This window comes from Ileibacterium valens, assembly GCF_001945525.1.
Lineage (GTDB): Bacteria > Bacillota_I > Bacilli_A > Erysipelotrichales > Erysipelotrichaceae > Ileibacterium > Ileibacterium valens.
Map to the genome: position 1 here is coordinate 1 of NZ_MPJW01000177.1, position 11,900 is coordinate 11,900.

The 11,900-nt window shown below is 42.2% G+C and carries 11 protein-coding genes and 1 other annotated feature; all 11 genes read right to left on the reverse strand.

What is annotated here, in order from left to right; genetic code table 11:
- A partial coding sequence (gene tnpA / locus BO222_RS09055; protein ID WP_198931968.1) for an IS66 family insertion sequence element accessory protein TnpA occupies window positions 1–288 on the reverse strand: 288 nt, incomplete at its 3' end.
- Window positions 289–528: 240 nt separating this feature from the next.
- Window positions 529–1,053, reverse strand: a complete 525-nt coding sequence (locus tag BO222_RS09060; protein WP_075820362.1) for an adenine phosphoribosyltransferase — start codon at window positions 1,051–1,053, stop codon at window positions 529–531.
- A 215-nt stretch (window positions 1,054–1,268) separates the two neighbouring features.
- Window positions 1,269–2,828: a single-stranded-DNA-specific exonuclease RecJ gene (locus BO222_RS09065; RefSeq protein ID WP_075820349.1), complete on the reverse strand. Its 1,560-nt coding sequence runs from the start codon at window positions 2,826–2,828 to the stop codon at window positions 1,269–1,271.
- Between the two features lie 19 nt (window positions 2,829–2,847).
- On the reverse strand, window positions 2,848–3,909 hold the full coding sequence (ruvB, locus tag BO222_RS09070; RefSeq protein WP_075820351.1) for a Holliday junction branch migration DNA helicase RuvB: 1,062 nt from the start codon (window positions 3,907–3,909) through the stop codon (window positions 2,848–2,850).
- A gap of 99 nt (window positions 3,910–4,008) precedes the next feature.
- Window positions 4,009–4,602 carry a Holliday junction branch migration protein RuvA gene (gene ruvA / locus BO222_RS09075; protein WP_075820353.1) on the reverse strand — a complete coding sequence of 198 codons (594 nt, stop codon included), beginning with the start codon at window positions 4,600–4,602 and terminating at the stop codon, window positions 4,009–4,011.
- A 222-nt stretch (window positions 4,603–4,824) separates the two neighbouring features.
- Entirely contained in the window at window positions 4,825–5,586 is a 762-nt protein-coding gene (locus BO222_RS09080; RefSeq protein ID WP_075820364.1) for an exodeoxyribonuclease III, read from the reverse strand.
- A 526-nt stretch (window positions 5,587–6,112) separates the two neighbouring features.
- Window positions 6,113–7,396, reverse strand: coding sequence for a GTPase ObgE (gene obgE / locus BO222_RS09085; protein WP_075820355.1), 1,284 nt, complete (start codon window positions 7,394–7,396; stop codon window positions 6,113–6,115).
- A gap of 171 nt (window positions 7,397–7,567) precedes the next feature.
- Window positions 7,568–7,852 carry a 50S ribosomal protein L27 gene (rpmA, locus tag BO222_RS09090; RefSeq protein WP_075820357.1) on the reverse strand — a complete coding sequence of 95 codons (285 nt, stop codon included), beginning with the start codon at window positions 7,850–7,852 and terminating at the stop codon, window positions 7,568–7,570.
- Between the two features lie 3 nt (window positions 7,853–7,855).
- The gene (locus BO222_RS09095) at window positions 7,856–8,170 is read right to left on the reverse strand and encodes a ribosomal-processing cysteine protease Prp (RefSeq protein WP_075820359.1); all 315 of its coding nucleotides are present in this window, start codon (window positions 8,168–8,170) and stop codon (window positions 7,856–7,858) included.
- Between the two features lie 3 nt (window positions 8,171–8,173).
- Window positions 8,174–8,476 carry a 50S ribosomal protein L21 gene (rplU, locus tag BO222_RS09100; RefSeq protein WP_075820360.1) on the reverse strand — a complete coding sequence of 101 codons (303 nt, stop codon included), beginning with the start codon at window positions 8,474–8,476 and terminating at the stop codon, window positions 8,174–8,176.
- A 17-nt stretch (window positions 8,477–8,493) separates the two neighbouring features.
- Window positions 8,494–8,564, reverse strand: a sequence feature (ribosomal protein L21 leader region).
- A 56-nt stretch (window positions 8,565–8,620) separates the two neighbouring features.
- Window positions 8,621–11,794, reverse strand: a complete 3,174-nt coding sequence (locus BO222_RS09105) for a DNA polymerase III subunit alpha (protein ID WP_083647773.1) — start codon at window positions 11,792–11,794, stop codon at window positions 8,621–8,623.
- Window positions 11,795–11,900: the final 106 nt, after the last annotated feature.

An 11,900-nucleotide genomic window follows, 5' to 3' on the forward strand; every position in this document is an offset into this window, starting at 1 on the left:
ACGGATCGTTCGGTCGCTGTCAGTGATTTCAATCACCGGCTTTGGACTCTCGTCTGATCCTTCCAAATCCAGGAAGACCGTCCTGTCAATTTCTACGAATTCAAGAGCCGCTGAAGCAGGCGATACGGCGGCAGCTTTTCTGCGCCAGTACTGGAAGGTGGATAAAGCCAGGCCGTTTTGGACGCAGAAGCCAGCCTGAGTCAGACCTGACACCTGGTATTGATCAACCAGGTTCATCCACTGTTCCTGATTCAGTTCACGGGATTTGGAAAACAGATAATTATGCATAAAATCCTCCAGTTCTAGTCGAATACAGAATATCGACTGGAACCGGAGGATCTAAGCCCGTGCAAATTTCAAAAGGTTACTTTCAACAAATCGACAAAATCAGGAATAGAGAAAGCCTTCAGATCCCACTGATGCATGCAGGATCTAAAGGCTTTTCTTTTTTCTCTTAAGAACAAAGCATTCTTCTATAGCAGATGTTTGATTTTAGGTTTTAGTTATCAGACTATAGTTAATAGTCGTTTACTCACCTTCGTAATGTGTCAGCGCAAGAACAGGTACGTCTTTGCTTAAACGATCACGACCCTTAAGATCATCCAGTTCGATCACAAAAGCATACCCGGCAACACTTCCACCAAGACGTTCAACCATTTTTTCAGCCGCTTCTACTGTTCCGCCAGTTGCAAGCAGATCATCCACAATCAGGACCTTCTGGCCTGGCTTGACTGCATCCTTATGCATTTCTAAAGTATCAGTCCCGTATTCAAGGGTAAAGGACTGAGAAATGGTTTCTCTTGGAAGTTTTCCGGGTTTGCGTACTGGAGCAAATGGAAGATTTGCTTCAATTGCGGCTGGAACGCCAAAAAGGAATCCGCGGCTTTCTGGTCCAATCACCAAATCAGCACCTATTTCTTTGGCAAACTCAGCAATACGGGCAGTCACTTCCTTAAAGGCTTCTGGTTCAAGCATAATTGGAGTAATGTCTCTGAAAATGATGCCTTTTTTTGGAAAGTCAGGAATGCTGGCAATATAGTCTTTTAAATCGATCATGAATAAATTCTCCTTGTTTCATCTTGATTGTATTTATAAAGGGTACTTCTATCGGTTTAATCCTGAGATATTCAAAAAACTATCATTTATGGTGATCAATTATCCTGACGATGGTCTTTTGAATCAGAATTCTGCATGATTGATTGATCTGAATTTCAATTCATAGGCATCAATCAGAAAAAAGCAGACAAATATTTATACCACTTTATAGATCAGAAGTACACAATTTCATCGATAATCATTCCAGGAGTTTTACGATTCTGATACTCACTGATTTCGAGGGTTCCATGAATTTCCTTAATGGATAAAACCGATGCCTGCATGTCCTGTGAAGTCTGGTTAAAATGCAGAGCAGTTGCTCCGCCGGCAAGCGTAAACTTGCGGTGCTTCCCATTCGACAGGTCAAATACCGAAGTGATTCTGGGATTTTTTAAAACAAATTTTGGAGCTTCAAACGTCTTTCCAAAAGGTCTCAGTGCATCGAGACTTTGAATATTTTCAATCGTAATTTCTTCTTCTGTAATTGGAATCAGGTTTGCTTCCGGTCTGTTCCATTCAATTTCCCTGCCATGACGAAAGACAAATTTATCAAATTCTTCGAGATTTTCTTTAGCTACCGTAAAGCCAGCAGCTCCCTTATGACCGCCTAACGCTTCAAACTTCTCAAAAGGTTTCAAAAAATTTACGCAGTCAAATCCTTCAGGAGCTCGCATACTTCCTTTGCAGCCATTTGCCGATTCAGAAACGATAATCACCGGTTTTCGATATTGCTCGCATAAACCACCTGCAGCCGTTCCGATAATTCCTTCATGAAAAGACGGATCACTGGCCATCAAAACCGGACGGCTTAGCCTGAGTTTCCCTCTGGCCAATTCAGTGATCTGAGAAGACATCTGTTTTCTTCTTGAATTGAGCTCATCCACCTTAAAGGCGTAACTGCTGATCTGACGGCGATCCGGATTCAGGAAGTAGCGAACAAATGTATTCACATTCGCCATATTGGATAATCGACCAATGCAATTGATCCGGGGAACAATTTGAAAAGCAATGTCCGTTTCGTTCATATGACTCTTTTTCGTTAATAAGGCCAGATGCAGTTCGCAGTTATCATTCATTGCCGCTAAACCATGACGAATAATTGTCCGGTTTTCATCACGAACTGGCATGCAGTCGGCAATGGTTGCGGTGGCTGCCCATTGCAAATATTCTGGCTTAACGAGCCCATAGGATCGAAAAATCTCATAGACCAGACCGGCACCACACAGTTTCTGATAGGGTTCTTCGAGTTTGCAGGGATGGATAAACAAAGAGCATTCCGGCGGATTTTCTTCATCAAATTGATGATGGTCTGTAACAATGACCTCAAGTCCGATTTCTTTTGCTTTTTTCAGGGCTTCATTAGCCGCTACTCCATTATCTACCGTAATCAGCAGTGAATAACCTTTAGCCGCTGCCAGTTCAACAATTTTCGGTCTTAATCCATATCCTTCGTGTAAACGATCAGGGATATAAAAGCCGGTTTCAATGCCTAAGGTTCGAAGAGCATCCACCATAATTGAGGTCGAGATGACTCCATCGCAGTCATAATCGCCGGCTACCATTACTTTTTCATTCTTTTGTCTTGCCTGTATGATTCGACACTTGAACTTTTTCATCTCATCAGCCTGTGATGGGGCACTTTCGTCCGCTAAGGCCAAGATATTTTTCTGCTCCGTCGGATCGGGTTCAAGAAAATTTAATACTTTCTGGGCAAATGCAGTGATTTCTTTCATGAAGTCATTTTATCTCAATTCAGGTTTCTTCACTCGATAATTTTAATTCATCGGCGAGATTCTCCACGGAAAAAGCAATCGGCTTATCCCGTCCCTGATGCTTTCTAAGATGAGCAAGTCCTTTTGACGTAATGACCCTTCCGCGTGGAGTTCGGTTTAAAAAACCAATCTGCAGAAGATAAGGTTCATAGACATCTTCAAGGGTATATGGTTCTTCGCCGATGGAACTGGCCAAAGCTTCCATTCCTACCGGACCACCATTAAAGCGTTCCTGAATTCCTTCAAGAACTTTATAATCGACTCGATCAAGTCCGATCTCATCAATCTGCAGCCGATCAAGGGCATGGTCGGCAATATCCCTGGTAATATACCCTTCGTTATAAACCTCTGCAAAATCGCGGACCCGGCGAAACAGTCGATTGGCAATTCGCGGTGTTCCTCTGGAACGCAAAGCAATTTCCCTGACAGCATCCTCATCCACTCCTGTTGAGAAAACGTTTGCGGTTCGTAAAACGATTTTCGAAAGATCATTAATGGTGTAATATTCCATACTTGATGAAATTCCGAATCGATCCCGAAGCGGCGCGGAAAGATCTCCTGCTCTGGTCGTCGCTCCCACTAATGTAAAGGGAGGCAAATCGAGTCGGATGGAATGGGCTGTACCTGAATCCTTTCCGATGATAATGTCGAGAAAATAGTCTTCCATGGCTGAATACAGAATTTCTTCTATAGATTTATTCAGGCGGTGAATTTCATCAATAAATAAGACGTCTCCTGCTTCCAGGGTTGAAAGGACAGCCGCCAGATCTCCGCGTTTTTGAATGGCGGGTCCGGATACGGTTTTGAGATTTCCTTTCATTTCATTGGCAATAATATTAGCCAATGTCGTTTTTCCAAGTCCAGGCGGACCATAGAACAGAACATGATCAAGCGTTTCATGTCGGGTTCTTGCTGCTTCAATGAATACTTTCAGATTTTCTTTGAGGCGGTCCTGACCAATGTATTCATTCAAACTCGATGGGCGCAGGCTCAAATCCAGATCATCTTCCTGGAGCTCCGGTTCTACCAATCTTTCACTCATTACTTGCTCCCCCTTTCTGTAAGTCCATTGCAATGTACATAAATAGATTTGTTGATTCGGGTTATAAGGTTAAGCTCTCAACAACAATTATTAATCATCTCATAATCCCGAAGCCATAGCGAGTTTTTTCAGACAAATTTTAAGCATCTCATTGGAACTCAGACCCACTTTACCAGACATCTCTTCATCGAGAAAGGCGATCTGGGCTGGTTTATAGCCAAGCGCATCCAGAGCTTCCATCGTCTCAGCCCAGATCGGATTGGCAGAACGTTTTGGCTTTGCACGCTCATCTTTTTCCTCTATTACAATCTGACCTTTGAGATCAAGAATAATCTGGCTTGCGGTTTTTGCACCAATTCCCGGTAAAGATTTTAAGGTCTTTAGATCGCCTGTCTCTATTGCTTTGGCCATATCGGAAGCTGACATTTTTGTCAGCATATTCACAGCCGTTCTTGGACCGATTCCTTTAATTTTAATCAGACGAATAAACAGGTCATGGGCGCTTTCATCTTTAAAACCGAACAGTACCTGTCCATCTTCCCGATTTTGTAAATAGGTATATAAAGTCAGTTCTTCACCATGTCTGAAATCCAGCGTATCTCCTACAAACACCTCAAAGCCGATTCCTCCAACTTCAAGAATCAGGGAATCATGACGGATTTTAAACACAGTCCCTTTTAACATTGCAATCATTTCAGCCCCTCCTGACCATCTTTTTGTTATCTATCTCTTGTTTGTTCTTTGAATCTTTCACGTATATCCCTGAAAAATTATTAACAGGCAATGATGAGCTATTCCATATGCAGCTGATATGAATGCTTTTCTGTCTTATCTTCTATCGAGACAATTTCGATTCAGTCTGCATCAGATCTCTGGACCCGTTAATAGCTAATTGTTCTGATTTGTTTCTTCGTATCAGTCAATATCAATTTCGAGTTCAACCGGGCAATGATCCGAGCCAAAAACATCATCGAGAATTCGTACATCTTCGACCTTATCCATCAACGAAGGGCTGATTAGCCAGTAATCAATTCGCCATCCCTGGTTTTTCTCGCGGCCTCTGCTGTAGTAGGACCACCAGGTATATTGTCTGTCTTCAGGATGCAGTTCACGCCAGGAATCCTTAAGAATCTGCATCAGACCGCGTTCAAACCCAAGTCTTTCTTCTGGAGTAAATCCAGGGGATCCAGCCTCTGAAACTCCTCCATCCCAGATATCATCCTCAGTTCTGGCCACGTTGAAGTCTCCGCATAAGAGAACCGGCTTAACCTGATTAATCTTTTTAATATAGTCTGCAAAGGCAATATCCCATTTGACTCTGAAATCCAGACGCTTTAATCCCTCTCCAGCATTGGGAGTATATACATCAACCAGATAAAAATTTTCAAATTCAGCACAAACCACTCGGCCTTCCTGATCCAGCTCTTCAATACCAAGACCATAACTTACTGATATCGGTTCAATTCTTGAGACAATCATCGTACCCGAATATCCTTTTTTCTTAGCAGAGCTGATGTATTGATATGGATACAGGTCTTCTGAAAGATCAATCTGTTCCTGTTGAGCTTTTGTTTCCTGAAAGCAAACCATATCGGCATCCAGGTAATCAAGCATCTGTTCAAGTCCTTTTTTCATCACTGCCCGAATGCCATTGACGTTCCATGTGATTAAACGCATATTTTCCTCCTCATATTTGTTGCCTGTCATATAATTCCTGTTTGTTATTCGTTTTATGTTTACAGTTTTCGTCTATTCATCTGTTAAGAGTATTCTCTGCTTCTGATTGGAGATTTTAGGATTGAATCTGAGTTCGTTTATTCAGTCAGCCTGATCAACAAACAATCCAAACTCATTTAGTACTCCTGATCATGAAAACGAAAAGGGAAGCTGCAATTCCTTATTCACCAAAAAGAATGATCTCAACCATATTTTCAGATTTTCTTAGAGCAATTCACAAAAAGCATGTATCAATCGCCTATTAAACTATCTAAATTACATTTTTGGTTGTTTTCTGAACAAAACCAGAATAATTCAACTGCAGAGATTCCGTTTTCTATTATACCTGTGTATTCCTGTGTTTTTTCAGGTTTCCTGATGACCTTTAAATCGCTTCAAATCTCTTAAACTCCAAAAAAGCAGATGGGATTTGACTTTCCCATCTGCTTAAGAATTTGTGCTGATTTTAAATACTAAAAATGAAAAATTATTGTTCAACGAATTCAAACTCGTATCCCTGAAGCATAATCGTATCGCCATCTTTTGCCCCAGCTGCACGCAGGTTCTTGTCGATACCTAGATAGCGCATCTGGTTGGCAAAGCGGAAGTAATCTTCATCCGTTGTGAGTTTTTCCGGATGGAACTGTTCATCAATGATTCGTCCGGTCACTTCGTAAACTCCATCTTCATGACGAACAATAGTATACGGTTTTTCTTTTTCTTCGAAGGTATAAGTAACGCCTTCATCTTCTTCCTTTTCATCCGTCAATGGGAACAGAGGAGTAACCGCAAGCAGATCCGCGGCCTTACGCAATACCGGATCAAGTCCTTCATGAATAATTGTCGTAGTTTCAAAAACTTCTAGATCAGGATAAGCTTCCTTGAATCGTTTGAGGTTTTCCTGGGCTTCTTCTAAATCCATCTTATTGGCTACAACGATCTGCGGCCGATCAAGAAGACGCAGATGATAGTTTTCAAGTTCCTGATTGATGATTCGATAATCCTCGACTGGATCGCGGCCTTCAGAACCTCCCATATCAATCACATGAACAATAACGCGGCATCTTTCGATATGCTTTAAGAACTGATGACCAAGTCCTTTTCCCTGACTGGCCCCTTCAATCAGTCCTGGCAGATCCGCCATGACGAAGCTTCGGCCATCTTTTGTCTGTACCACTCCAACATTTGGTGAAATGGTTGTAAAAGGATAATCGCCAATTTCTGGTTTTGCCTTGGTCACTGCTTCGAGCAAGGTTGATTTACCAACAGATGGGAAGCCAACCAGACCCACGTCAGCAAGGGTTCTCAGTTCGACAATGGCATCGAATTCCTCACCTTCACGTCCTGGTTCAGCATAGCGTGGAACCGTATTCCGGCTGGATTTGAAACGGGAGTTTCCTCTTCCGCCTCTTCCACCCTGTGCCACAATCTGGCGCTGTCCCGGTTCTGTCAGATCGGCGATGATCTGACCGGTATCAGCCTTCTTAATCATCGTTCCTAATGGAACTTTGATTACAGTATCGGGAGCGGTTGCCCCATGCATCCGCTTATTTTTGCCTTTTTCTCCAGGTTCAGCGCGGATGATTCGATGATAACGCAAGTCGAGAAGGGTTACCATTCCCGGATCTGCTTCAAAAATGATATTTCCACCATGTCCGCCATCGCCGCCGAAAGGACCGCCATTGGCTACATATTTCTCGTGTTTAAAGGAAACCAGTCCATCTCCGCCCTTACCGGCTTTTAAGTGAACTTTTACCTGATCAACAAACATAATTCAGACCTCATTTCAAAAACATTGTAAGTCAGTTTACCTGTTTTTTCCTGAATCAGACTCTCATTAACACCGATTTTCCTGTAATCTTCCTGTCTGTCAAAGAATATTTCACGAACAACCAAAGAAAAAAGAGATGCCGAAGCATCTCCGTATTTTCTATCACAGTGCTTAGGCAGCTGGATAAACAGATACTTTTTTACGGTCTTTGCCCATACGTTCGTATTTAACAATACCGTTTACTTTCGCGAATAAAGTATCATCTCCACCGCGGCCAACGTTAGTTCCCGGGTGAATTTTGGTTCCTCTCTGACGGTAGATAACAGATCCAGCATGGCAGTACTGTCCGTCAGCCAGTTTTGCACCAAGGCGTTTGGCGTGAGAGTCACGTCCGTTCTTAGTCGAACCTACACCTTTTTTAGAAGCGAAAAACTGAATATCTAAATGGAAACGCATTATTTACACCTCTTTCTTATTCACTTGAATATTCTTCGGATAATCATCCGCAAGAGTCTGAAGCTGTACCTGCAGCATTTTCAGGCAGGTCTGCAGACCTTCATCCGCAGCATTGGTTCGGATCTGTATGGAATTTGATAAAACCCTGAAATCACATAGACCTGGGTATAAAATATCAAGGGCATTCATGGCACCATAAACAATTGAAGAAGCGCCAGCACAGACCAGATCCTGACCATGCTCTCCATAAAGAGCGTGTCCCTTCACAGAAAAGCCGGTGATGTTCTCACCTGAAATCCCCACTAGGACTCTGATCATGCCTTAAGCAGTAATGGATTCGATTTTAACCCGTGTATAAGGCTGACGATGTCCCTGTTTTCTGCGAGTGGAGGATTTTTTAGGACGATACTTAACAATGGTAATCTTCTTACCTTTTCCCTGTTTTTCTACAACTCCAGTAACTTTGGCACCTTCAACAAATGGGGTTCCGATTTTTCCATCAACATAAAGCACTTTATCGAATTCAACAGTTTCCCCTTCCTGAGCATCGAGTTTTTCAACCCAGATAACGGAATTATCTTCGACTTTGATCTGCTTTCCGCCAGTTTCAATAATAGCGTACATTTGATAGTCTCCTTTCTGATTGTGTTGATACTCGCCATAAAGGTGAGCCAGGCTTCTTAATACCTTTTCTGAGCGGTTGCATATCGAGAAGACTGCAACGTATCTATTTTAATGAAAAAGTCGACTTCCGTCAATCGTACAGGCTCAGTTCAACACATCAAATCGATTGACAAGAATCGAATTTCGATTCTGATCTTTCCTGCCAAGGATATGAATACCATGCATTGTTTCAAGCAACCCACGGCTCTGAAGATAGCTGTAAAGATCCGGCATAATCGCAAGGTCAATTGTCTCATTTTCATCTTCAAGGATGGCAAAAGCCATATCCTGACCTTTTTTCGTTTTATGAATTTTTACCGATTTCAGAATGCCTGCCGTTTCCACATTTCCGATTTCCTGACGAATCTGTCTTATGGATCTGGCGCCTGGATATTGATTACGCCATTGAATCGCTGGATGATCCGAGAGATAAAAACCATAAGATTCCTTTTCCATCCATGTTCGCTCCATCCTCGATTCCTTTTTCTGTTCAACCATTGGCGGACTGACCGCATCAAATGAAAACAAAACCCCTTCACCTTCTACTCGAACCATCCGTCCGTATTGAATTAAACGCTCCAAAGAGCCAAGCAAACCTGCGCGGTAAAAACCAAAACAATCAAAAGCGCCTGCTTTAATCAGTGTTTCAAAATTTGCCGATGAAATTCCAATGGCAATCAACCGGGCAAGTGTTGAAAACAAATCCTTGTATGGACCGTTTAATTTTCTTTCTTCGATGATTTTTGAAGCCAATAAGGAGCCCATTCCTTTCAGAATAGTCAAAGGCATTCTTAAAACTGTTTCACCTTCAATGCAGTAGCTCAGATTAGAATGATTAATATCCACCCCAAGGACTCTGATTTTTCGAGAGCGGCATTCGTTTAAGAACGCTGAAGATTTGCTGGCTGAACCGATGCAGGAATCCAAATTACACAGATAGAATTCCAGAGAAAAATTCGCTTTAATATAAGCCATCTGATAAACGATTAACGCATAAGCATAAGAATGAGATTTATTAAAACCATAATGTGCAAACCGCTCCATCACTTCAAAAATTTCTTTTGCCTTTTCTTGCGGAATATTTTTTTCTCTAGCTCCTTCAATAAACAAATTCTGGTATGAATCCATCAATTCCCTGTTCTTTTTTGACATTGCTTTTCGCAGTGAGTCCGCCTGAGCCAGCGAAAATCCACCAATCGTCTGAGCCGCAAGCATAATCTGTTCCTGATAAAGAAAGACTCCGCCTGTTTCTGAAAGAATAGGATCTAATAATGGGTGCAAAGTCGTGTTGACTGTTTTTGATCTTTTGCGGCTTCTTTTCTTAGCTTCCAAAAAAAGTCCAATATTTTTCATGGGTCCTGGGCGATAAAGAGCCAGGATGGCTGCAATATCTTCAAAGTTTTCTGGTTGATATTTTCGAATCAACTGTCTCATCCCATCGCTTTCAAGCTGAAAGACTCCTAATGTATCCGCATTTTTTAAAATCCGATATACTTTGGAATCGTTTAGCGGTAAATGAAAGAGATCGAGCTTCTGTCCATGACGCATTTTGATCATCTGATTCATTGAATCGATGACAGAAAGGTTCTTTAATCCCAGAAAGTCAAACTTGATCAAACCGATTTCTTCCAGATGCTCCATCGTGAACTGGACCGCAGGAATAGCCATACCAGCATCAACCAGCGGGGCATAATGGCTGATTGGCTTACCAGAAAGAATGATTCCTGCCGCATGCACTGAAATATGACGCGGCAGTCCTTCGATTTTACTGGCATATTCAAACAGGGTTCTGAAGGTTTTTCTTGATTCAACCAGATTTCGAAACGCCCGATTGTTTTCATAGGCCTCTTTCAGGGTGATCTTAGGATCTTTCCCCAACAAGGCACACATCTGATCTGCATCCCGAACATGAATATTGAGCGCTCTAGCCGTATCGCGAATGGCCATACGGGCCTTCAGAGTTGCAAAAGTTACAATATGAGCTGTTTTATCTACTCCATATTTATCAGCTACGTATCGGATAATCTCATCGCGCCGATCGTCTGGAATATCTGTATCAATATCCGGCATGCTGATTCGCTCCGGATTTAAAAATCGTTCAAACAGTAAATTGGCGGTCACTGGATCAATATGCGTGATTCCCAGGCAATAAGCCACCAGCGATCCTGCAGCTGATCCTCTCCCTGGGCCAATCAGAATATTTTTAGATCTTCCATACCGAATAAAATCCCAGACAATTAAAAAGTAATCACAGAATCCCATTTTTGAAATCATGTCCAGTTCATAGTCAAGCCGTCTGCTATATAAATCCTGAATTCTTCCATTCAACCGTTTTTGCAGTCCAGCTTTGCATAAAGCTCTGAGATATTCTTCAGAAGTCGCATTCCCTTTTGATCTGGATTCAAAGACTGGAAGCGTTGATGATTCAAGCGGCAGTTTCAGATGGATCATGCTGGCGATTGTATCTGTCATCTGCAGATCATCAGCCTCGTAAAGCAGCTCCATCTCTTCTGGTGTTCGCCAGTATCGGTGTGCTCTGACGTGTAAAGAAGGATCCTGAATGTTCTTCTGGGCATCAATTGCCTGAAGAAGACGAAGAGCCAGATGATCCTCTTTGTTCAGATAGTCGATTCGGGAAAGAGCGAGCGTTGGAATCGAGATCGATTGGGCAATCGTTTTAAGAGTGATATTTTCATGCTTTTGTCTTGGAGAATCATTCAGCGCAATCGCAATAAAAAAGTCTGGATTCATCTCCTGCATCTCTTCAAACAAAAGGATTAACTGTTCATTATCACCCTGAACAATCATCTGTTCGATGGTCTCATCAACCCCAGATGTCAGTACAATCAAATCCTCCATATACTTTTGAACTTCACTTTTAGTCAGAATTTTCTGCTCTCTTAAGCCAAGCAGTGAAGAAAGTTCAAACAGCCCACTGAGTCCCTGATTATTTTTAGCGTACAGGATGACTGAGATTTTCGACTGATCCATCTCCAATACGGTTTCAAGACCAATTATAGGTTTCAGATCAGCCTGAATCGCCTGATGGATGAAAGTCATAGCGGAAAACATGACGTTTTTTTCCGTTAATGCAACAGCCGTTTGTCCACTATTTCTGGCAGCCTGTATGATCTGTTCAATTGTAAGCGTCGATTCAAGCAATGTATAGCAAGATCGGGTATGTAAATGAATCATGTCTTTATTATATCCAAGGCTTAAACTCTTGAAAAATTCCTGATTGAATCCCGCTTCTGAACAGTAACCTTTTGAAATTTGCACGGGCTTTTATTCCCGGTTATCCCTGAATACCATCAAAGGCGGAAATCTTCTCTGTGCTCCAGCTTTCCTCTCAGGAAAGTCGGAAACGGAAGATTTCCGCCTTTTG

Excerpts from the sequence above, each read along its gene's own strand:
- BO222_RS09065 (WP_075820349.1), bottom strand. The coding sequence starts at position 2,828 with ATGAAAGAAATCACTGCATTTGCCCAGAAAGTATTAAATTTTCTTGAA.
- rplU (WP_075820360.1), bottom strand. The coding sequence starts at position 8,476 with ATGTACGCTATTATTGAAACTGGCGGAAAGCAGATCAAAGTCGAAGAT.
- obgE (WP_075820355.1), bottom strand. The coding sequence starts at position 7,396 with ATGTTTGTTGATCAGGTAAAAGTTCACTTAAAAGCCGGTAAGGGCGGA.
- BO222_RS09095 (WP_075820359.1), bottom strand. The coding sequence starts at position 8,170 with ATGATCAGAGTCCTAGTGGGGATTTCAGGTGAGAACATCACCGGCTTT.
- ruvA (WP_075820353.1), bottom strand. The coding sequence starts at position 4,602 with ATGATTGCAATGTTAAAAGGGACTGTGTTTAAAATCCGTCATGATTCC.
- rpmA (WP_075820357.1), bottom strand. The coding sequence starts at position 7,852 with ATGCGTTTCCATTTAGATATTCAGTTTTTCGCTTCTAAAAAAGGTGTA.
- BO222_RS09080 (WP_075820364.1), bottom strand. The coding sequence starts at position 5,586 with ATGCGTTTAATCACATGGAACGTCAATGGCATTCGGGCAGTGATGAAA.
- ruvB (WP_075820351.1), bottom strand. The coding sequence starts at position 3,909 with ATGAGTGAAAGATTGGTAGAACCGGAGCTCCAGGAAGATGATCTGGAT.